Origin of the sequence: Burkholderia metallica, from assembly GCF_902832845.1 — a bacterium.
GTDB lineage: Bacteria > Pseudomonadota > Gammaproteobacteria > Burkholderiales > Burkholderiaceae > Burkholderia > Burkholderia metallica.
The window spans coordinates 105,470-127,582 of the sequence record NZ_CADFDB010000005.1 but is presented as its reverse complement, the minus strand read 5'-3'; the positions used below and the strand labels follow the sequence as shown (position 1 = coordinate 127,582).

Genomic DNA, 22,113 nt, shown 5'->3' with positions numbered 1-22,113 from the left:
TTCGGCGCCAGCCGCTTCCCGGCGTCGGCGTGCTGCAGGAGAAACACATGAATCGTCCGCTTCAACGACCGTTTCATCGACCATTCCGCACCCTCGTGCTGACGAGCGTCGCCGCCGGCACGCTCGCGCTGGCCGGCTGCGCGATGCCGCCGCCGACTTCCACGATCCTGAGCCGCTTGCCCGAACCCGCCGCATCCGGCGGCCAGCCGCCCGCGCTGTCGAGCGCCGAACGCAAGCGCTATGACGAGATCGACCAGCAGGTGCTGCGCGAGCAGAACAGCGCGATGGCCGCCGAGGCCGCGGCACGCGCGTGGGCCTATTACTCGCCGCCGCCCGTGACCGTCTACGGCGGGTATTACGGCGGATGGGGCAATCGCTGGGGCACCGGGATCAGCTACGGCTACCCGGGATGGTGGTGGTGAGCGTGCGTCGCCAGGGCGATTGACTCCCGGCAGGAAATAAAAAAGCGCGGCATTTCCCGCGCTTTTTCAATGGATTCGAGCGGCCGTGCTCAGTGATGCGCGGCCTTGCCCTTGTCACCGCCGTGATGCCGCGACGGCTTGGCGATCGATTGCGGATTCGGTACGACACGCACCGGCGCCGCAGACACGGTGCCGCGCGTCGACGTATTCGACGGCACGTTGTTCAGCGGCGCGGCCGGTGCATTCGGCGACACGAACTGCACGAATACTTCGCCGTCCTTCACCATGCCCATCTCGTAGCGCGCGCGCTCCTCGATGGCCGCGGTGCCGCTCTGCAGATCCTGCACCTCGCCCGCCGTGCGCTCGTTTCGCAGCTTCTCGTCCGCATTCTTCTGGAGCTGGTCGTCCAACTGCTGACGCAATTCATGCACCCGCAGCCAGCCGCCGTGTCCCCACCATAGGGGGTACTGAATGAGCGCCAGCAAGGCAATCAGGACGACAGTGACAAGCCGCATGTAAGAGACGCAGATATAAGAAGCGCCGCTCCGCGCACGTGCACAGAGCGGCGTCGATATGACGAACCCGATATTAGCGCGTTAGCGCAGGTTATAGAAAGCCGATTTACCCGGGTAGCTTGCGATGTCGCCGAGATCTTCCTCGATGCGCAGCAACTGGTTGTACTTCGAGATGCGGTCGCTGCGCGACAGCGAACCCGTCTTGATCTGACCGGCGTTCAGGCCGACCGCGATGTCCGCGATCGTCGAATCTTCCGTTTCGCCCGAGCGGTGCGAGATCACGGCCGTGTAACCTGCGCGCTTCGCCATTTCGATTGCCGCGAACGTTTCGGTCAGCGTACCGATCTGGTTGATCTTGATGAGGATCGAGTTCGCGATGCCCTTCTCGATGCCTTCCTTCAGGATGCGCGTGTTCGTGACGAACAGGTCGTCGCCGACCAGCTGCACCTTCTTGCCGAGGCGATCGGTCAGCAGCTTCCAGCCTTCCCAGTCGCTTTCGTGCATGCCGTCCTCGATCGACACGATCGGGAACTTGTCGGCGAGCGTCGCGAGGTAGTCGGTGAATTCGGCCGACGACAGTTGCAGGCCTTCGCCCGCGAGCTGGTACTTGCCGTCGTGGTAGAACTCGGATGCCGCGCAGTCGAGCGCGAGCAGCACGTCTTCGCCCGCACGGTAGCCAGCCTTCTCGATCGCCTGCAGGATCGTCGACAGGCACTCGTCGTTGCTGCCGAAGTTCGGCGCGAAGCCGCCTTCGTCGCCGACCGCCGTGCTCATGCCGCGGTCGCTCAGGATCTTCTTCAGTGCGTGAAACACTTCCGCGCCGCAACGCAGGGCTTCACGGAACGTCGGCTGGCTCACCGGGACGATCATGAATTCCTGGATGTCGAGGCTGTTGTTCGCGTGCGCGCCGCCGTTGACGATGTTCATCATCGGCACCGGCAGCTGCATGGCACCCGAACCGCCGAAGTAGCGGTACAGCGGCAGGCCGGCTTCCTCGGCGGCTGCCTTCGCGACGGCCATCGACACGGCCAGCATCGCGTTCGCGCCGAGGCGCGACTTGTTGTCGGTACCGTCCAGCTCGAGCAGCGTCTTGTCGAGGAACGCCTGTTCCGACGCGTCGAGGCCCATGATGGCTTCGGAGATTTCGGTGTTGATGTGCTCGACTGCCTTCAGCACGCCCTTGCCGTTGTAGCGGCCGGCTTCGCCGTCGCGCAGTTCGATCGCTTCACGCGAGCCCGTGGACGCGCCCGACGGGACCGCCGCGCGGCCCATCGTGCCCGATTCGAGCAGCACGTCGCATTCGACGGTGGGGTTGCCGCGCGAATCCAGAATCTCGCGGCCGATGATATCTACGATTGCACTCATGGGTTTCCTCTGAGAATGACGATGGATTCTTCAAACTGCGACGGCGCGCGTGCCCGAACCGCTTTCGCTACTGACGCGCGAAGCCGTCGCAAGGTTCATTCGATCTTTAATTGAAATCGTTTTCCAGGAACGGATGGCGCTTCACCGCCTGGTCGAGCGTGACGAGGGTCTCCAGCAACGCACCCATCCGGTTCAGCGGCACCGCGTTCGGGCCGTCCGACTTCGCTTCGGCCGGATTCGGGTGCGTTTCCATGAACAGGCCCGCGACGCCCGTCGCGACCGCCGCACGCGCGAGCACCGGCACGAATTCGCGCTGGCCGCCCGAGCTCGTGCCCTGCCCGCCCGGCAACTGCACCGAGTGGGTTGCGTCGAACACGACCGGCGCGTTCGTCTCGCGCATGATCGCGAGCGAACGCATGTCCGACACGAGATTGTTGTAGCCGAACGAGACGCCGCGCTCGCACGCCATGAAGCGGTCTTCCGACAGCCCCGCTTCACGGGCCGCGTCGCGCGCCTTGTCGATCACGTTCTTCATGTCGTGCGGCGCGAGGAACTGGCCCTTCTTGATGTTGACGGGCTTGCCCGAGCGCGCACACGCATGGATGAAGTCGGTCTGGCGGCACAGGAACGCCGGCGTCTGCAGCACGTCGACGACCGACGCGACCTGCTCGATCTCGTCGATCGAATGGACGTCGGTCAGCACCGGCAGGCCGAGCTGGCGCTTCACTTCGGACAGGATCCGCAGGCCCTCGTCCATTCCGAGGCCGCGAAACGACTTGCCCGAGCTGCGGTTCGCCTTGTCGTAGGACGACTTGTAGATGAACGGAACGTTCAGCTTCGCGCAGATCTCCTTCAGGCGGCCCGCCGTGTCGATCGTCATCTGCTCCGATTCGACGACGCAGGTACCCGCGATCAGGAAGAAAGGCTTGTCGAGACCGACCTCGAAATCGCACAGCTTCATGCTTGCACTCCGCGCGCCTGCTTGTTGGCCAGCGCTGCTTCGACGAACGACTTGAAGAGGGGATGACCGTCACGCGGCGTGGACGTGAATTCCGGGTGGAACTGGACGCCGACGAACCACGGGTGCATCGAACGCGGCAGCTCCATCATTTCCGGCAGATCCTCGCTCGGGGTACGGGCGCTGATGATAAGGCCGCCGGCTTCGAGCTGGGGCACGAAGCGGTTATTGACTTCATAACGGTGGCGATGGCGCTCGTTCACGTCCTTGCCATAGATCTCTTCCGCCATCGTGCCCGGCTTGATCGGGCAGCGCTGCGAACCCAGGCGCATCGTGCCGCCGAGATCGGATTCCTCGGTGCGCGTCTCGACCTTGCCGTCGCGGTCGTACCATTCGGTGATCAGCGCCACCACGCGTTCCGGCGTGTCCGGGTCGAACTCCGTGCTGTTCGCCTGCTTCAGACCGACGACGTCGCGCGCGAATTCGATCACCGCGAGCTGCATGCCGAGGCAGATGCCGAGATACGGCACCTTGGCTTCGCGCGCATAGCGGATCGCCGCAATCTTGCCTTCCGTGCCGCGACGGCCGAAACCGCCCGGCACCAGCACGGCGTCGAGATGCTTGAGGCTGTCGACACCGTTCGTCTCGATCTCTTCCGAGTCGATGTATTCGATGTTGACCTTGGTCGACGTGTGCAGCGATGCGTGGCGCAGCGCCTCGATCAGCGACTTGTACGACTCGGTCAGGTCGACGTACTTGCCGACCATGCCGATCGTCACTTCGTGCTTCGGGTTCTCGAGCTTCTCGACGAGCGTCGACCACATGGTCAGATCGGCGTCCTTCGGCGACAGCTTCAGTTCCTCGCAGATGATCCGGTCGAGGCCCTGGTCGTGCAGCATCTGCGGAATCTTGTAGATGCTGTCGGCGTCCCACACCGAGATCACGGCGTCTTCCGGCACGTTCGAGAACATCGAGATCTTCTTCGATTCGTCGTCGGGGATGCGGCGGTCCGCACGGCACAGCAGCACGTGCGGCAGGATGCCGATCTCGCGCAGCTTCTGCACGCTGTGCTGGGTCGGCTTCGTCTTCAGCTCGCCGGCCGTCGCGACGTACGGCACGAGCGTCAGGTGCACGAAGCACGCGCTGTTGCGGCCGAGGCGCAGGCTCATCTGGCGCGCGGCTTCGAGGAACGGCAGCGACTCGATGTCGCCGACCGTGCCGCCGATCTCGACGATCGCGACGTCCGGCTCGCCGCAGGTGGCCGATGCCGCCCCGCGCTCGATGAACGCCTGGATTTCGTTCGTGATGTGCGGGATGACCTGCACGGTCTTGCCGAGATAGTCGCCGCGGCGTTCCTTGCGGATCACCGATTCGTAGATCTGGCCGGTCGTGAAGTTGTTGGCCTTGCGCATCTTCGTGCTGATGAAGCGCTCATAGTGGCCGAGGTCGAGGTCGGTCTCCGCTCCGTCTTCCGTCACGAACACTTCCCCGTGCTGGAACGGGCTCATCGTGCCGGGGTCGACGTTGATGTAGGGATCGAGTTTGAGGAGGGTGACTTTCAGACCGCGCGATTCGAGGATCGCGGCGAGAGAGGCGGCGGCAATACCCTTGCCGAGGGAAGAAACTACGCCGCCGGTGACGAAAACATATTTGGTCATCGCTGGATGCTCGCGGGAAAAACGGATTATACCGTAAAGCCCGCCCTTTTCTCAGCAATTGGCGTGATGATCGCGCCCTTTCGGGCCGACCCGCACCGACCCGCGCCACCGCCCCGCCAGCCGCGCGCGCCGGGCCGAAGCCGCCCGCCAGCCGGTGCCACCGCGTGCGCCGGCGGTTCGCCCCGGCCGTCGAGCCGTGCGTCAGGCGCGCTTCGCGAGCGGCGCGCCGCCCTGCGACGCATCGCCCTCCGCCGCCCTCAGCGAATTCAGCATCCGCTGCAATGCGCGGGCGGTCTCGATCGGCCGCTCCATCGGGAACAGATGGCTGCCTTCCAGCCATTCGATGCGGCCGCGCGCCGCGCGCCGCGTCGCATCGAGCCCGACCTGGCGCACCTCGCGCGAACGCGTGCCGGCGAGAAAACCGAGCGGCACCGGCGCGCCGTGCGCGAGCCGCGGGCCGAGCGTGTGCGGCAGCGTCCGGTAGATCAGGTATTCGACCTGCCGGTCGAACGCGAGCGAGCGCTCGCCGTCGGCGCCGGCCTGCGGAATCCCGTGGTCGATGTAGTCGGCCAGCATCCGTTCGTCCCAGCGCGCGAATGCAGGCTTCTCGCGGAAATGCCGCCAGACTTCGTCGCGGCTGCCCCAGCGCGTGCGCCGGTTGCGCGTCGCGGCGGCCGGCGACAGCCGCTCGTCGAGCCCCGCCCACTGGCTCGCCCGCAATGCGCGGGCGCGCCATCCCGCGATGATCGGCGAATCGATCATCACGACGCCGCGCACCCATTGCGGCTTCTTCAGCGCGGCCATCAGCGACAGGTAGCCGCCGAGCGAATGGCCGACGAGCCAGACGGGACGCTCGTAGCAGCTGCCGATGTCGTCGAGCAGTTGCTCGACGAGATGCGGCCAGTCGCGCGTCACCGGGTAGCGGCGGTCGTGGCCGATCCGTTCGATGTAGCGCAGCTCGTAGTCGTCGGACAGTTCGGCGAAGATCGTCCTGTATGTCGACGCCGGAAAGCCGTTCGCATGCGAGAAGTGGATGATGTCCTTCAAACGCCGATGTCTCCTTTGTCGACGGGAGTGAGTGCTTCGGCGCCGACTCCCGTCCATGCTTCGCAGTCGACCGGGCGAATGCTTCAGCACATGCCCCGCGCCCCTGTTCGCGCTCTGCCGGGCGCATGCTTGCCCATCGCGCATGAGCCCCGGGTGTTCTTTTCCGATACGCCGCCCCGCGCCGCGCTCACCGATCCATCCAGTAGCGTCGCCGAACGTCGCGATGACGCTCGAACGCAAACCCGCCATCGGCCGGCGCGACGTCGAACCGCACGGCGCCGTCGCGATCGGTACGCGGCAGCGGAATCCCGCGTGCCTCGTAACGGGCGAGCACCGACCGGTGCGGATGCCCGAAACGATTGCGATAGCCTACAGGAAATACCGCGACGCGCGGCCCGACCGAATCGAGGAAAGGCTCGACCGACGACGTGCGGCTGCCGTGGTGCGGAACCACCAGGATCTGCGCGGCCAGCGTATCGCGCGCGGCGGCCACGAGCTGGCGTTCGGCGCGCGCCTCGATGTCGCCCGTCAGCAGCGCCGACGTGTCGCCCGCGTCGATGCGCAGCACGCACGACTGCCCGTTCGACGTCCCCGCGCCCGGGCCCCCGCGCGGCCACAGCATCGTGAACGCGACGCCGTCCCAGGTCCAGCGCTGCCCGGCCGCGCACGGCAGCCGGTCGGCGACGCCGGCGGCGGCCGCGTCGCGCCACAGCCGGCTGTCCGGCCCAATGCCGGCCAGCAGCTGGCGCACGTCGGCTGCCGCATAGACGGCCGGTGCACCGCCCGCGTGATCGGCATCCGCGTGACTGAGCACGAGCGAATCGATCGCCGCGATACCGCGCGCACGCAGTGCCGGTGCGACGATCCGCGCGCCGGCATGGGTCGACTCCGCGCCCGGTCCCGCGTCGAACAGCAACGTGCGCCGCGCGGTCTCCACCAGCACCGACGCGCCCTGCCCGACGTCGAGCACGGTCAGCCGGAAACCGCCCGGCGGCGGCGCATCGGCGGCCGGTGCGACGAGCGGCAGCCACGTGAGCGGTGCCGCCCAGCGCAACGGCCAGCCGCGCGGCATCAGCGCCCACGCGACACCGACGCAAGCCAGCACCAGCACCGGCCAGTCGGGCATGCGCAGCCAGAACACGCCGGCCGGCCAGTCGGCGAGGTGTCCGAGCAACCGCATCATCGGTTCGAGCGCCGCATGCGCGAGCCGGAATGCATACGCATCGAGCGGCGCGGGCAGCGCGATGCCGGCCAGCACGACAGGCGTGACGACCGAGCTGACCCACGGAATCGCGAACGCATTGCCGAACGGGCCCGACAGCGATATCTGCGCGAACCACGCGGCCGTCAGCGGCGCGAGACCGATCGTCACCGCATACTGCACACGCGTGGCTTCCGCGAGACGGCGCCCGGCGCGTGCGCCCCACGCGCGCAACCGGCTCGACAAGCCTGCCTCGACGTCGCCCTCCCCGCTTTCCGCGTCAGGCTCGCGCACCGCGCGCCAGCCGGCGACGGCCAGCAGGATCACTGCGACCGCCCCGAACGACAGCCACAACCCGGCCGACAGCACGGCCCACGGATCGGCGAGCAGCACGCCGCCGAGCGCCGCGCACAGCACCGCGGAGGTCGGCACGCTGCGCCCGGCCAGATACGCGATGCCGCCGGTCGCGATCATCCACCACGCGCGCTGCGCCGGCACGTTGAAGCCGGCGAGCGCCGCGTAGCCGGCCGCGGCCGCCAGCGCGGCGAGCGCGGCCGCGTACGGTGCCGGCACCACGAGCGACGCGGCGCGGGCGCGCCAGCGCACGCGGCGCCACACCATCGACACGAGCCCGCCCGCGATAGCGCCGACGAGGCCGACATGGAGACCGGAAATCGCAACCAGGTGGCTCGTGCCCGTGCTGCGCAGCACGCGCCAGTCGTCGTCGCCGATGCCCGACTGGTCGCCGATCGCGAGCGCGGCGACGATGCCGCGGTGGCCGGCGTCGCCGCCGAGCGCCTCGCCGATACGCGCGCGCAGCGCGTCGCGCACGCGATCGATCGACGCACGCCATCCCGATGCGCGCGCATCGAGCAATACCGCACGCCGGGGCGCGCTGACATAACCGATCGCGCGAATGCCCGCGGCAAGCCACGCCGCCTCGCTGTCGCGCACGCCGGGATTGGCCTCGGCATGCGGCCGCTTCAGGCGCACGACGAAACGCCAGCGCTGCGCGGCGCGCAGCTCGGGAAGCGGATCGCGTGTCGCGGCTGCGCCATACGCACGCCACGACAGCCGGATCAACGGCGGGAAACGGGCCAGCGCGGCATCGTTCGACTCGACCGCGAACAGCAGCCGCGCGCCGGTCTCGTCGACCACGGGCAGCCCGCGTATCACGCCGGTGACGACGATGTCGCGCCCTTCCCACTCGACGGGCAGGCTGTCGCCCAGCCGCCATTCGGCCCGCGCGGCCGCGTAGCCGAATCCGACGACACCGGCCGCGACCGCGCAAAACAGCCATCCGAGCACGACGCTCGCCCGTGTGCGGCGTCGACGCATGCACCACGCGCCCAGCACCGCGCAGCTCGCGAGCACGGCCGCACCGATCGTCCACGCGATCGCGCCCGGCAACGCCGCCTGCCGCTGCAGGACGACCACGCCGAGCGCGAACGCGATCCACCACACGCGCATCGCCCCTCCTCGTCGACCCGGCGCCGCGATTTCAGACGCGGCGCCTTCCGGCAACGATTATGCGGATGAAAGGGCGAGTCGCGGCAGCGCGGCGAGCGCGTTAGCCGAAGTGCATAGGGACACCGCGTCGGCGTCGAGCCCGCGCAGTTCGGCGAGCACCTCGCCGATGCGCGGCACCTGGTCCGGCGTGTTGCGGGTTTTGTATGCCCATTCGGGCGCGATGTCGGGCGCATCCGTCTCGACGACGAGCGCATCGAGCGGCAGCTCCGTGGCAAGACGGCGGATCTGCAGCGCGCGCGCAAAGGTCACGTTGCCGCCGAAGCCGAGATGCAGCCCTTGCGCGAGATATGCTTCGGCCTGCTGAAAACTGCCGTTGAACGCGTGCGCGATGCCGCGCCGCACGCCGAAGCGGCGCAGGCCCGCGAGCACGCGATCCTGCGACTTGCGCACGTGGCACAGCACGGGCAAATCGAATTCACGCGCGAGCTTGAGCTGCCCCTGGTAGAAGAACTGCTGCCGCGCTTCGTCGAGCCCCGGCACGAAATAGTCGAGGCCGATCTCGCCGATCGCGACGAAGCGCGGATCGTCGACGCTCGCCTCGATCTCCATGCGCAGCAGGTCGAGATCCTCGTCGCGTGCGCGCGGCGTGAACATCGGATGGATGCCGAGCGCATAGACCGCGCCCGGCGTGCGGTGCGCGAGCTCGCGCACCGTCGTGAAGTTGTCGCGCCCGACGCTCGGGATCACGATGCGCGACACGCCGGCCGCACGCGCCGCGCGCGCGACGTCGTCGCGGTCCGCGTCGAACTCGGCGGCATCGAGATGGCAGTGCGTGTCGATCCACATGGCGGCAATCCTGCGCGCCGGCGCCGTGCCGGCACGAAGCCGGCAACAGGCCGCGCGTTCGCTTCCCTTTTACACCGGCAGCGCCGGCTCCTCGTGCAGCACGCCGTCGCGCAGCCGCATGATGCGGTCGCAGCGCGCGGCGAGATCGGGATCGTGCGTGACGATCACGAAACTCGTCTCGAGCGTCTCGGACAACTCGAGCATCAGGTTGAACACCGTGTCGGCCGTCGTGCCGTCGAGGTTGCCGGTCGGCTCGTCCGCGAGCACGCAGGCGGGCTTCGTGACCAGCGCGCGCGCGATCGCGACACGCTGGCGTTCACCGCCCGACAGTTCGCCCGGCCGGTGCTTCGCACGCGGGCCGAGCCCGACGCGCTCGAGCATCGCCTGTGCCTGCTCGCGGGCGTCCTCGGTCGTCATCCGGCGGATGCGCAGCGGCATCGCGACGTTGTCGAGCGCGGTGAACTCGGGCAGCAGGTGATGGAACTGGTAGACGAAGCCGAGCGCGCGGTTGCGCAATTCGTTGCGCTCGCGCTCGGCGAGTTGTGTGAACGGCTTGCCGAGCAGCGACACCTCGCCCGCGCTCGGCTCGTCGAGTCCGCCGAGCACGTGCAGCAGCGTGCTCTTGCCTGAACCCGACGCGCCGACGACCGCGAGCTTCTCGCCGCGCCGCACCGTCAGCTCGGTGTTGTTGAGCACCTGCACGTTGAAGCCGCCCTGCACGAACGCCTTCGTGATCCCGCGCGCCTGAAGCACGTATTCCTGCATACCTGCCGAATCCTGTCTGTTGTGTTGTCGTGAGTCCGCGAATGCGGTCGCGCGGTCATTCATAGCGAAGCGCCTCCGCCGGCTTCACCTTCGCGCCGCGCCAGCTCGGATAGAGCGTCGCGACGGCCGACAGCGCGAACGCGATCAGCCCGATCCGGATCACGTCGCTCGCGACGAGTTCGGACGGCAGCTCGCTGATGAAGTACACGGACGGCGGCAGGAACTGCACGCCGAACAGGTGCTCGATCATCGGGATCAGCCACGGGATGCTCCATGCGATCAGGCAGCCGAGCGCGACGCCCGACGCGGTGCCGACGAAGCCGATCGTCACGCCCTGCACGACGAAGATCTTCATGATCGACCCCGGCTGCGCGCCGAGCGTGCGCAGGATCGCGATGTCGGCCTGCTTGTTGGTCACCGTCATCACGAGCGACGACACGAGGTTGAACGCGGCCACCGCGATGATCAGCGTGAGGATGATGAACATCATCCGCTTTTCGATCTGCACGGCCGAGAACCACGTCTTGTTCTGCTGGGTCCAGTCGCGGATGTACAGGCTGCCCGACAGCGTATGCGACAGCTCGACCGCCACCTCCGGCGCCTTCTGCATGTCCTTCAGCCGCAGCCGCACACCGGTCGGCGCGGTCATCCGGAACAGCGCCTCGGCGTCGCGGATGTTGATCATCGCGAGCGTGCTGTCGTATTCGTAGTGCCCCGACTCGAACACGCCGACGACCGTGAACTGTTTCAGCCGCGGCATCATGCCGGCCGGCGTGATCGACCCTTCCGGCGCAACGAGCGTGACCTTGTCGCCGACCGTCACGCCGAGGTTGCCGGCGAGCGCATCGCCGAGCACGATGCCGAACTGGCCCGGCACCAGCGCGCCCAGCTGGCCGGCCTTCATGTCCTTGCCGATGTCGGACACCTGCGGCTCGAGCGTCGGCTCGACGCCGCGCAGCATCACGCCGCTCACCGCGTCCTGGCGAGTGAGCAGCGCCTGCGCGTCGACGTACGGCGCCGCGCCGATCACCGACGGATTGCGGCGCGCTTCCTGCGCGGTCAGTTGCCAGTCGGGCATCGAACCCGTCGGCGAGAACACCTCGACGTGCGCGAGCACCGACAGCATGCGGTCGCGCACTTCCTTCTGGAAGCCGTTCATCACCGACAGCACGACGATCAGCGCGGCGACGCCGAGCGCGATCCCGAGCATCGACACAAGCGCGATGAAGGAAATGAAGCCGTTACCGGTCGTGCGTTTGCCGGCGCGCGTGTAGCGCCAGCCGATCTGCCATTCGTACGGAAGTTTCAAGCGAATCCTTTCTGCTGGTTACGGCGGGGAGGCGCCCCGCGGCCGGACCGCCGCCCGGTGGCGACCACCGGCCCGGGCACGGTCGAAAAACGGCCGCCGGACGCGAACGGGCCGTCAGCCGGCCCGATCACGCGCGCAGTTTGCCATACAATGCGCACCATCATGCACGACCGACGCCTCCATTTTCTCGTTCCGTTCGCGCTGCCGTCGGCGGCCGATGCGGCCTCGTCCCTGCACACGCTGGACAGCCCCGCGCTCGAAAAGTTGCTCGCCCGCGCCAGCCTCGTCGAGCGCGTGGCCGGCGAGGACTTCCAGCGCACGCTGCCGCACGAACGCTGGCTGGCCCGCCAGTTCGGCGCGACCCAGGGCAACGCCGCCGACGAGGCGCCGCTCGCGCCCTACATGCTGCTGGCCGACGGCGGCGCCCCCGGCACGCACGCGTGGGCGTGCGTCGAGCCCGTGCACGTCGAAATCGCACACGATCACCTGGTGCTCGTCGATCCGGCCGCCCTCGCGCTCGACGACGGCGACGCCGCCGCGCTGCTCGCCATCGCGCGGCCGCTGATCGAGGAGCTGGGCGTGCGGCTCGAGGCGCCGCACCCGTCGCGCTGGTACCTGTCGAGCGAGCAGCTCGCCCGGCTGGCCGGCGCCGCGCCGCTGCGCGCGAGCGGCCGCAACATCGAAATCTGGCTGCCGCACGAAGCGCATACGGGCGAGCGCTCGCGGATGTGGATGAAGCTGCAGAACGAAGTGCAGATGGCGTGGTTCCAGCATCCGGTCAACGAAGCCCGCGAAGCGCGCGGGCTGCCGGCCGTCAATTCGATCTGGTTCCACGCACAGGGCACGCTGAAGCCGGTCGGCAAGCCGTTCGCGCGCGTGCTGTCCACTTCGCCGGCCGCGCTCGGCCTCGCGCGCGCCGCGCAGGCCGACACCGGTGCGCCGCCGGCCGCGTTCGGCGCGCTCGCCGCCGGCGACGGCGCGACGCTCGTCGAACTGCCGGCGCTGACCACTCCGTTCATCGAGCAGGACTGGGCGCGCTGGCACGACGGGCTCGCCGCACTCGAGCGCGACTGGTTCGCGCCGGCCCTCGCCGCGTTGCGCAACGGCGAGCTCGCGAGCGTCGACTTCACGCTGTGCGGCGACACGAGCTCCGTGACGCTGCACGCGACGCGCGGCGACCTGCGCAAGTTCTGGCGCCGCCGTGCGCTGGCCTCCCTGTTCGAATAACCAGCAGACCCCGTATGACCCGGATCGTTACCCGCCCCGTCGCGCCCGCCGACGCAGAAGCGCTCGCGCGCCACGGTCTGCACCCCGTCCTCGCGCGCCTGTACGCGTCGCGCGGCGTGCAGTCCCCCGCCGACATCGAGACCGCGCTCGCGCGGCTCGTGCCGCCCACCGAGCTGAAAGGCTGCGCCGACGCGGCGTCGCTGCTCGCCGACGCAATCGCCGACAAGCGGCGCCTGCTGGTCGTCGCCGACTACGACTGCGACGGCGCGACCGCATGCGCGGTCGCGGTGCGCGGCCTGCGGATGTTCGGCGCGCAGATCGATTACCTGGTGCCGAACCGCTTCGAATACGGCTACGGCCTCACGCCCGAAATCGTCGAACTCGCCGCCGCGCGCAAGCCCGACCTGCTGATCACCGTCGACAACGGGATCGCGAGCGTCGCGGGCGTCGAAGCCGCGAACGCACGCGGCATCGACGTGCTCGTGACCGACCACCACCTGCCCGGCGACGCACTGCCCGCCGCGCGCGCGATCGTCAACCCGAACCAGCCCGGCTGCGCGTTCCCGAGCAAGCACCTCGCTGGCGTCGGCGTGATGTTCTACGTGCTGCTCGCGCTGCGCGCCGAGCTGCGCCGTCGCGGCGCGTTCGCGAGCAAGGAAGCCGAGCCGCGCCTCGACGGCCTGCTCGACCTCGTCGCGCTCGGCACCGTCGCCGACGTCGTGCGGCTCGACGGCAACAACCGCGTGCTCGTCGCGCAGGGGCTGCAGCGCATCCGCAACGGCCGCATGCAGCCCGGCATCGCCGCGCTGTTCCGCGCCGCCGCGCGCGAAGCGCGCACCGCGTCGGGCTTCGACCTCGGCTTCGGCCTCGGCCCGCGCCTGAACGCCGCCGGGCGGCTGTCCGACATGTCGCTCGGCATCGAGTGCCTGATCACCGACGACATCGGCCGCGCCTGGGATCTCGCGCAGCAGCTCGACGTGATGAACCGCGAGCGCCGCGAGATCGAGGCGGGCATGCAGCAGCAGGCGCTCGCCGATCTCGCCGACGTCGATCCGGCCGACGCGTGCACGATCACCCTCTTCAACCCCGAGTGGCACCAGGGCGTGATCGGCATCGTCGCCGGCCGGCTCAAGGAAAAATTCCACCGCCCGTCGTTCACGTTCGCGCACGCGGACGACGAAGGCAAGCGGGTCAAAGGGTCGGGCCGCTCGATTCCCGGCTTCCACCTGCGCGACGCGCTCGACCTCGTGTCGAAACGCGAACCGGACCTGATCGTCGCGTTCGGCGGCCACGCGATGGCGGCCGGCCTCACGCTCGACACCGAAAACGTGCCGCGCTTCGCCGCCGCGTTCGAGGCCGTTGCGCGCGAATGGCTGTCCGACGACGCGCTCGCCCGCGTGATCGAGACCGACGGCGAACTCGAGGACGCGTACTTCACGCCGCAGTTCGTCGGGCTGCTCGACGAAGCGGTCTGGGGGCAAGGTTTTCCGGCCCCGCTTTTCTCCGGCGAATTCGACGTCGTGTCGCAATCGCTCGTGAAGGAAAAACACCTGAAGCTGCAACTGGCACGCGGCCGCCAGCGCTTCAACGCGATCTGGTTCAACCACACGGAGCCGCTGCCGGACAGCGCGCTGGTCGCGTACCGCCTCGTCGCGGACACGTGGAACGGCGTCACGCGCGTCCAGCTGATCGTCGAACACGCGGCCGGCTGAACGCGGGCCGCCGGGCCCGCGACGCCCGCCGACGCATGCGCACCGCGCCGGACGCCGCCGCCGCGTGCGGGCAGGCACGGTTTGCGTCACCGGGCAACCCTGCCGATCGGCTATAATTCCGCTTTTTTACGAAGCAAGAATAGCGAGCGATCATGGAAGCGGAACGTCTCAACGCGATCGAAAGCTCCCTGCTCGACCTGCGCAACCGCGCGGGCGAGCTTCGGGGGTATCTTTGACTACGACGCCAAAGCTGCGCGTCTGATCGAAGTCAACAAGGAACTCGAAGACCCGAACGTCTGGAACGATTCGAAGAACGCCCAGGCACTCGGTCGCGAGAAGAAGCTGCTCGAAGGCGTCGTCATGACGCTCACCGCGCTCGATAACGACCTGCGCGACGCGCTCGACCTGTTCGAGCTGGCCCGCGAGGAAGGCGACGAAGATACGCTCGTCGCGTCGGAAGAAGACGCCGCGAAGCTCGAGGCACGCGTCGGCGACATCGAGTTCCGCCGGATGTTCTCGAACCCGGCCGACCCGAACAACTGCTTCATCGACATCCAGGCCGGCGCCGGCGGCACCGAAGCGTGCGACTGGGCGTCGATGCTGCTGCGCCAGTACCTGCGCTACTGCGAGCGCAAGGGCTTCAAGGCCGAAGTGCTCGAAGAGTCCGACGGCGACGTCGCTGGCATCAAGAACGCGACGGTCAAGGTGACGGGCGAATACGCATACGGCTTCCTGCGCACCGAAACGGGCATCCACCGCCTCGTGCGCAAGTCGCCGTTCGACTCGTCGGGCGGCCGCCACACGTCGTTCTCGTCGGTGTTCGTCTATCCGGAAATCGACGACTCGATCGAAGTCGAGATCAACCCGGCCGACCTGCGCATCGACACGTACCGCGCATCGGGCGCGGGCGGGCAGCACATCAACAAGACCGACTCCGCGGTGCGGATCACGCACATGCCGACCGGTATCGTCGTGCAGTGCCAGAACGACCGCTCGCAGCACCGCAACCGTGCCGAAGCGATGGCGATGCTGAAGTCGCGCCTGTACGAAGTCGAGATGCGCAAGCGCCAGGCCGAACAGGACAAGCTCGAATCGAGCAAGACCGATGTGGGCTGGGGCCACCAGATCCGTTCGTACGTGCTCGACCAGAGCCGCGTGAAGGATCTGCGCACCAACGTCGAAATGAGCAACACGCGCGCCGTCCTCGACGGCGACCTCGACGACTTCATCAGCGCGAGCCTCAAACAGGGCGTGTAAGCGCCGCGGCGCGATCCTGTCGGGTCGCGCCCCCTTGCCCTTCCCGTTTGCGTTGCCGCACCACTCCGAATTCCGACCATCATGACCGAACCGACCCAAACGCAGCCCGCCGTCACCGCGGACGAAAACCAGATCATCGCCGAGCGCCGCGAGAAGCTGCGCGCCCTGCGCGAGCAAGGCGTCGCCTACCCGAACGATTTCCGCCCCGAGCACCATGCAGCCGACCTGCAGGCGAAATTCGCCGAGTCGGACAAGGCCGCGCTCGAAGCGAACCCGGTCGAGGTGTCGGTGGCCGGCCGCATGATGCTCAAGCGCGTGATGGGCAAGGCCAGCTTCGCGACGGTGCAGGACGGTTCGGGCCAGATCCAGTTCTTCGTGACGCCGAACGACGTCGGCACGGAAACCTACGACGCATTCAAGAAGTGGGACCTCGGCGACATCGTCGCCGCGCGCGGCGTGCTGTTTCGCACCAACAAGGGCGAACTGTCGGTCCAGTGCAAGGAACTGCGCCTGCTGTCGAAGGCGCTGCGCCCGCTGCCGGACAAGTTCCACGGGCTGTCGGACCAGGAAATGCGCTACCGCCAGCGCTACGTCGACCTGATCGTCACGCCGGAAACGCGCGACACGTTCCGCGCCCGCACGAAGACGATCGCGTCGATCCGCAAGTTCATGGACAACGCCGAGTTCATGGAAGTCGAGACGCCGATGCTGCACCCGATCCCGGGCGGCGCGGCCGCGAAGCCGTTCGTCACGCACCACAACGCGCTCGACATGCAGATGTTCCTGCGCATCGCGCCGGAGCTGTACCTGAAGCGCCTGATCGTCGGCGGCTTCGAGCGCGTGTTCGAAATCAACCGCAATTTCCGGAACGAAGGCGTGTCGCCGCGTCACAACCCGGAATTCACGATGATGGAGTTCTACGCCGCGTACACCGATTACCGCTGGCTGATGGACTTCACCGAGCAACTGATCCGCCAGGCGGCGATCGATGCGCTCGGCACCGCGACGATCCAGTATCAGGGCCGCGAGCTCGATCTCGCGAAGCCGTTCCATCGGCTGACGATCACGCAGGCGATCCAGAAGTACGCGCCGGACTACACCGACGGCCAGCTGTCGGACGACGCCTTCCTGCGCACCGAACTGAAGCGCTTCGGCGTCGACGTGTCGCAGCCGGCGTTCCTGAACGCGGGCATCGGCGCGCTGCAGCTCGCGCTGTTCGAGGAAACCGCCGAAGCGCAGCTGTGGGAACCGACGTTCATCATCGACTACCCGGTCGAGGTGTCGCCGCTCGCACGCGCATCGGATACGGTGCCGGGCATCACCGAGCGGTTCGAACTGTTCATGACCGGTCGTGAAATCGCGAACGGCTTCTCGGAGCTGAACGATCCGGAAGACCAGGCCGCGCGCTTCAAGAAGCAGGTCGAACAGAAGGATGCGGGTGACGAGGAAGCGATGTTCTTCGACGCCGACTACATCCGCGCGCTCGAATACGGGATGCCCCCGACCGGCGGCTGCGGGATCGGTATCGACCGTCTCGTGATGCTGCTGACCGACAGCCCGACGATCCGCGACGTGCTGCTGTTCCCGCATCTGCGCCGCGAAGACTGACCGCCGCGCCCGCGTGTGCGCCGCCGCCGTGGCGCGCACGCGTCGGCTTTGTAACGACGCGTAAATCCCGCCCGCCGGCGCTCGCCGGCTTTCGATCCTCCCCCGTTTCATTTCCCCGTCGCGACGGCCTTCTCCGGGTTTTCCCTGCCGTGAACGCGCGCGCGCCGCTGCAATTCGTTACACCTTGATACGACGCGCTCCGTGCCGCTGGACGACACTCCTGTTGCGTCACCACGCATGACCACGGGACCAGAACGCGGCGCAGGAACGCCAAGTCTGCTCGATCCCGAGCGTGGGATCCGGCCCGGCGCCGACGTGCCGATCCGGATCGACATCGGAGAAAAAAATGGACAACCAGAATCAGACCACGCCGCAAAAGCAACGCCTCCACCCGCTGATCGCCACCGCCGCGGGCGCCGTCATCGTCGCCAGCCTCGCGGCGACGGCAGCGATCACCGGCATCTTCCCGAAGGCCAGCAGCAGCAATGCACAGAGCGGCCAGACTCAAGCCGCGCTGATCGCGTCGCAGCCGGCCGTCGATACGGCCGCGGCCGCCAGCGCAGCACTCGCCGCGCAGGCCCAGCAGCAGGCTGCCGAACAGGCCGCCGCGCAGCAGAAGGAGAAGGCCGCCGTCGCGCAGGCCGAGCCGAAGCCCGCGCCGCGTCCGGCTGCGCCGCACCGCCGTCACACCACGGCGCCGCAGCCGCCGCAATACGCGCAGCAGCCGTCGGTACCCGCGCAGACCTACTGCCAGAGCTGCGGTACGGTCGTCGCGATCACGCCGATCCGCACGGCCGGCCAGAGCTCGGGCATCGGCGCGGTCGGCGGCGCAGCAGCAGGCGGCCTGCTTGGCAACCAGTTCGGCCACGGCAACGGCCGCACCGCGATGACGATCATCGGCGCACTGGGTGGCGGCCTCGCTGGCAACCAGGTCGAAAAACAGGTGCGCGCGGAAACCGACTATCAGGTGCAGGTCCAGATGGAGAGCGGCGCGACGCGCACGTTCACGTACCGCAACCAGCAGCCGCCGTTCGGCCAGGGCCAGCGCGTGCGGATCGAGAACGGGACGCTGGTCGGCGCGTGATCGTGCGGCACCCCCTGCCCGCGTCATCCGCGCGGGCAGCGGCCCGAACATGAAAAACGGCTCGCGAGCGCTTGCTCACGAGCCGTTTTTTATTGCTGCCCGAATGCGCGATAACGGCGCGTCCGGTGTTCAGTCCTCGTCGTCGAAGTCCGATTCGTCGATCCAGTGGGCCTGGATCGCCTCGAGGATCTTCTCGCCGGAGTGCGACGGATCGTCGTTGAAGCCGTCGAGTTCGAGCACCCACTGGCGCAGGTCGACGAAGTTGATCCGCTGCGGGTCGATGTCCGGGTGCTTGTCCGCCAGCGCAATGGCTATTTCACGCGAATCGGTCCATTTCATCGCCTGCCTCCGGTTCCGGTCAGTGGTTTTCTTTCGCGTGGTTGATCGAGTATTTCGGAATCTCGACCACCAGGTCCGAATCTTCCTTCACGATCGCCTGGCACGACAGGCGCGACGTCGGCTCGAGGCCCCACGCCTTGTCCAGCAGATCGTCCTCGTCCTCCTCGGACGGCGTCAGATCGTTGAAGCCCTCGCGGATCACCACGTGGCACGTCGTGCATGCGCACGACTTCTCGCATGCGTGCTCGATCTCGATTCCGTGTTCGAGCAGGTTGTCGCAGATACTCTTGCCGGGCGTCGCGTCGATCACTGCGCCGTCCGGGCACAGTTCGACGTGAGGCAGCACCACCAGTTGAGGCATGTCCGTTCCGTCAGTCAGGGTGCGGCGCGCGGCGCCGCACGGTTGATTGTCGCGCAGGCCGTTGCCGGCCGATGCGCAGTTCGTGAGTTCAGATCTCGTCGAGCCGGCGGCCCGACAGCGCGCGCTTGATGCTCTTGTCCATCCGGCGCGCCGCGAATTCGTCGGTGCCGTCGGCCAGTGCCTTGGTCGCCGCTTCGATCGCGTTCGTATCGTCGCCCTGCGCCACCGCGCGCAACGCCGCGGCCAGCGCGTCGATCTGCGTGCGCTCGTTCGCATCGAGCAGTTCGCCGTCGGCCGCCAGCGCGGCCTGCGTCGCCTCGAGCATCCGCTCGGCCTCGACCTGTGCTTCGCGCAACGCGCGCGCACGCATGTCGATTTCAGCGGTCTTGAAGCTGTCCTCGAGCATCTTCGCGATGTCGTCGTCGGCAAGGCCGTACGACGGCTTCACGACGACCGACGCCTCGACGCCCGACAGCTGTTCGCGGGCGAACACCGACAGCAGACCATCCGCGTCGACCTGGTACGTCACGCGAATCCGTGCCGCGCCGGCCGTCATCGGCGGAATGCCGCGCAGCTCGAAACGCGCGAGCGACCGGCAGTCGGCGACGAGCTCGCGCTCGCCCTGCACGACGTGAATCGCCATCGCGGTCTGGCCGTCCTTGAAGGTCGTGAATTCCTGCGCACGTGCGATCGGAATCGTCGAGTTGCGCGGAATGATCTTCTCGACGAGACCGCCCATCGTCTCGACACCGAGCGACAGCGGAATCACGTCGAGCAGCAGCCAGTCGTCGCCGGTGCCGCGATTGCCTGCGAGCAGGTCGGCCTGGATCGCTGCGCCGAGCGCGACGACCTGGTCCGGATCGAGGTTCACGAGCGGCGGCTGGCCGAAATATTTCGCGACCGCGTCGCGGATCACCGGCATGCGCGTCGCGCCGCCGACGAGCACGACGCCCTTGATGTCGGCCGGCGTGACCTGCGCGTCGCGCAGCGCCTTGCGGGTCGGCGTGAGCGTGCGCTGCACGAGCGGTTCGACGAGCGACGCGAACGTGTCGTGCGAGATCGTCTGCACGAGGTGCGCGCCGCCCGACAGCGTGACATCGAGCGACGCCTGCGGCGCGGACGACAGCGCTTCTTTCAGCACGCGCACGCGGTCGAGCAACAGGCGCACGTCTTCGGGTGCCAGCGTCTTCACGTCGATGCCGGCCTGCTCGAGCACGTGGTCGAACAGCGCATGGTCGAAATCGTCGCCGCCGAGCGCGGAATCGCCGCCCGCGGCCAGCACTTCGAACACGCCCTTCGTCAGCTTCAGGATCGACAGGTCGAACGTGCCGCCGCCGAGGTCGTACACCGCATAGAGACCTTCGGCCCCGTTGTCCAGACCATAGGCAATCGCCGCGGCGGTCGGTTCGTTCAGCAGGCGCAGCACGTTGAGGCCCGCGAGGCGCGCCGCATCCTTGGTCGCCTGGCGCTGGGCTTCGTCGAAATACGCGGGCACCGTGATCACCGCGCCGACCAGGTCGTCGCCGAGCGAATCCTCCGCGCGATACCGCAGCGTCGCGAGAATCTCGGCCGACACTTCGACCGGGCTCTTCACGCCGTCGATGGTGCGGATCTGCACCATGCCCGGCGCGTCGACGAATTCGTACGGCGCGTTCGCCGCGCCTTCGACTTCGGCCTTGCCACGGCCCATGAAGCGCTTGACCGACACGATCGTGTTGCGCGGATCGGTCGCGGCCTGCTCTTTCGCCTCATGGCCGATACGACGGCCGCCCTTCTCGAGATAACGGACTACCGACGGCAGCAGCACGCGGCCCGCTTCGTCCGGCAGGACTTCGGGCACGCTGTTGCGCACGGCCGCGACGAGGGAGTTCGTCGTGCCGAGATCGATCCCGACGGCGAGTCGCCGCTGATGCGGCGCCGGCGCCATGCCCGGTTCGGAAATTTGCAGTAAAGCCATCTTGGTTCGTTCGGGCGCTCGGCCCGTTTGCTGCGCGTGCCGCGAGGCACGCGGTTAAGTTTCGAGGCGCTCGATCTGCGCGCCCACTTCCGACGCGACCCGTTCGATGAACATCAACTGGCGCACGGCCTCGGCCGCCGCCTGATCGGCGCCGCTGTCGAGCAGCGTGCCGAGGCGCTCCACGCGCACGCGCCGCTCTTCGCGCAGCTCGGCGAGCAGCGCGTCGAGCGCGTCGACGTTGCGGGCGGCCGCGGCATCCTCGATGCCCTCGCGCCACTCCATCTGCTGCATCAGGAATGCGGGCTCCATCGCGGTGTTGTTTTCCGCGCCGATGTCGACGCCGCGCAGCGACAGCAGATACGACGCGCGCTTCAACGGATCGCGCAGCGTGCGATACGCCTCGTTCGCACGGGTTGCCCATTGCATCGCGATACGCTTCTGCGCGTCGCCGGCCGCCGCGAAGCGGTCCGGATGCACTTGCGTCTGCACCGTCCGATAGGCGGCGTCGAGCGCCGTCTCGTCAAGCGCGAATTGCGCCGGCAGGTGAAACAGGTCGAAGTGGCTGTCTTTCAGCGAAACCATCGTCGCGTTCAATTCCGGTTCGTCGCGCGGCAAACGCCGCACATTAAAAAGGCGGCCCGCGCCGCCTCTTGCCCGCATCGCGCGGAGACCCGCGTGGTCACACGCGGAACGATTCGCCGCAGCCGCACTCGTCCTTCACGTTCGGGTTGTTGAACTTGAACCCTTCGTTCAGGCCTTCACGTGCGAAGTCGAGCTCGGTGCCGTCGATGTAGGCCAGGCTCTTCGGATCGACGACGACCTTCACGCCATGGCTCTCGAACACCTGATCCTCGGGAGCGAGCTCGTCGACATACTCGAGCTTGTACGCGAGCCCCGAGCACCCGGTCGTGCGAACGCCGAGCCGCAGGCCCACCCCCTTGCCGCGACGGACAAGGTATTTCTGGACGTGCTGTGCTGCTTTTTCGGTCAGTGTAATTGCCATGATGTCCTT

General features: G+C 67.9%; 20 protein-coding genes. 6 read left to right on the top strand and 14 right to left on the bottom strand.

Annotated elements, in window-relative coordinates; translation table 11 throughout:
• The first annotated feature begins 47 nt into the window (after positions 1–47).
• Positions 48–422: a hypothetical protein gene (locus HWX08_RS15960; protein WP_069257057.1), complete on the top strand. Its 375-nt coding sequence runs from the start codon at positions 48–50 to the stop codon at positions 420–422.
• Positions 423–511: 89 nt separating this feature from the next.
• Here HWX08_RS15960 and ftsB read toward each other — a convergent pair whose 3' ends face one another.
• The 9 genes from ftsB to HWX08_RS15915 form a co-directional block, all read right to left on the bottom strand.
• Entirely contained in the window at positions 512–937 is a 426-nt protein-coding gene (ftsB, locus tag HWX08_RS15955) for a cell division protein FtsB (RefSeq protein WP_069257058.1), read from the bottom strand.
• 81 nt (positions 938–1,018) lie between these two features.
• A complete protein-coding gene (gene eno, locus HWX08_RS15950; protein WP_011352544.1) occupies positions 1,019–2,302 on the bottom strand; it encodes a phosphopyruvate hydratase in 1,284 nt (427 codons plus the stop codon).
• Between the two features lie 106 nt (positions 2,303–2,408).
• Entirely contained in the window at positions 2,409–3,263 is an 855-nt protein-coding gene (kdsA, locus tag HWX08_RS15945) for a 3-deoxy-8-phosphooctulonate synthase (RefSeq protein ID WP_174921664.1), read from the bottom strand.
• Positions 3,260–4,918 (bottom strand): CTP synthase, encoded by a 1,659-nt coding sequence (locus tag HWX08_RS15940; RefSeq protein WP_069257060.1) that lies wholly within the window; start codon positions 4,916–4,918, stop codon positions 3,260–3,262. The genes kdsA and HWX08_RS15940 overlap by 4 nt, the downstream gene beginning before the upstream one ends.
• Before the next feature lie 201 nt (positions 4,919–5,119).
• On the bottom strand, positions 5,120–5,965 hold the full coding sequence (locus HWX08_RS15935) for an alpha/beta fold hydrolase (RefSeq protein WP_174921663.1): 846 nt from the start codon (positions 5,963–5,965) through the stop codon (positions 5,120–5,122).
• A gap of 187 nt (positions 5,966–6,152) precedes the next feature.
• The gene (locus HWX08_RS15930) at positions 6,153–8,636 is read right to left on the bottom strand and encodes a DNA internalization-related competence protein ComEC/Rec2 (protein ID WP_174921662.1); all 2,484 of its coding nucleotides are present in this window, start codon (positions 8,634–8,636) and stop codon (positions 6,153–6,155) included.
• Between the two features lie 57 nt (positions 8,637–8,693).
• A complete protein-coding gene (locus HWX08_RS15925; protein ID WP_069257063.1) occupies positions 8,694–9,482 on the bottom strand; it encodes a TatD family hydrolase in 789 nt (262 codons plus the stop codon).
• A 69-nt stretch (positions 9,483–9,551) separates the two neighbouring features.
• Entirely contained in the window at positions 9,552–10,310 is a 759-nt protein-coding gene (gene lolD, locus HWX08_RS15920) for a lipoprotein-releasing ABC transporter ATP-binding protein LolD (protein WP_084636025.1), read from the bottom strand.
• Positions 10,303–11,556, bottom strand: a complete 1,254-nt coding sequence (locus HWX08_RS15915; protein WP_069257064.1) for a lipoprotein-releasing ABC transporter permease subunit — start codon at positions 11,554–11,556, stop codon at positions 10,303–10,305. The genes lolD and HWX08_RS15915 overlap by 8 nt, the downstream gene beginning before the upstream one ends.
• Positions 11,557–11,706: 150 nt before the next feature.
• On the opposite strand from HWX08_RS15915, the gene HWX08_RS15910 reads away from it, so the two are divergent.
• The 5 genes from HWX08_RS15910 (at position 11,707) to HWX08_RS15890 (ending at position 18,444) form a co-directional block, all read left to right on the top strand.
• On the top strand, positions 11,707–12,783 hold the full coding sequence (locus tag HWX08_RS15910) for a regulator (protein WP_174921661.1): 1,077 nt from the start codon (positions 11,707–11,709) through the stop codon (positions 12,781–12,783).
• 14 nt (positions 12,784–12,797) lie between these two features.
• Positions 12,798–14,495: a single-stranded-DNA-specific exonuclease RecJ gene (recJ, locus tag HWX08_RS15905; protein ID WP_069257066.1), complete on the top strand. Its 1,698-nt coding sequence runs from the start codon at positions 12,798–12,800 to the stop codon at positions 14,493–14,495.
• A gap of 152 nt (positions 14,496–14,647) precedes the next feature.
• Positions 14,648–15,752 (top strand): peptide chain release factor 2 gene (gene prfB, locus HWX08_RS15900; RefSeq protein WP_107312618.1). Its coding sequence is split into 2 segments (ribosomal slippage): positions 14,648–14,728 and positions 14,730–15,752, totalling 1,104 coding nucleotides; the frame shifts between segments, so codons are not numbered across the junction.
• 81 nt (positions 15,753–15,833) lie between these two features.
• A complete protein-coding gene (lysS, locus tag HWX08_RS15895) occupies positions 15,834–17,360 on the top strand; it encodes a lysine--tRNA ligase (RefSeq protein ID WP_174921660.1) in 1,527 nt (508 codons plus the stop codon).
• Positions 17,361–17,706: 346 nt separating this feature from the next.
• Entirely contained in the window at positions 17,707–18,444 is a 738-nt protein-coding gene (locus tag HWX08_RS15890) for a glycine zipper 2TM domain-containing protein (protein WP_069257069.1), read from the top strand.
• A 129-nt stretch (positions 18,445–18,573) separates the two neighbouring features.
• Here the strand turns inward: HWX08_RS15890 and iscX are convergent, their stop codons facing one another.
• The 5 genes from iscX to iscA all read right to left on the bottom strand — a co-directional run bounded on the left by iscX (position 18,574) and on the right by iscA (position 22,104).
• Positions 18,574–18,783, bottom strand: a complete 210-nt coding sequence (iscX, locus tag HWX08_RS15885) for a Fe-S cluster assembly protein IscX (protein WP_069257070.1) — start codon at positions 18,781–18,783, stop codon at positions 18,574–18,576.
• 19 nt (positions 18,784–18,802) lie between these two features.
• Positions 18,803–19,144, bottom strand: coding sequence for an ISC system 2Fe-2S type ferredoxin (gene fdx, locus HWX08_RS15880; protein ID WP_011352558.1), 342 nt, complete (start codon positions 19,142–19,144; stop codon positions 18,803–18,805).
• 88 nt (positions 19,145–19,232) lie between these two features.
• Positions 19,233–21,101, bottom strand: coding sequence for a Fe-S protein assembly chaperone HscA (gene hscA / locus HWX08_RS15875; protein ID WP_174921659.1), 1,869 nt, complete (start codon positions 21,099–21,101; stop codon positions 19,233–19,235).
• A gap of 54 nt (positions 21,102–21,155) precedes the next feature.
• On the bottom strand, positions 21,156–21,683 hold the full coding sequence (hscB, locus tag HWX08_RS15870) for a Fe-S protein assembly co-chaperone HscB (protein WP_042973645.1): 528 nt from the start codon (positions 21,681–21,683) through the stop codon (positions 21,156–21,158).
• 97 nt (positions 21,684–21,780) lie between these two features.
• Positions 21,781–22,104 (bottom strand): iron-sulfur cluster assembly protein IscA, encoded by a 324-nt coding sequence (iscA, locus tag HWX08_RS15865; RefSeq protein WP_011885413.1) that lies wholly within the window; start codon positions 22,102–22,104, stop codon positions 21,781–21,783.
• Positions 22,105–22,113 lie beyond the last annotated feature (9 nt).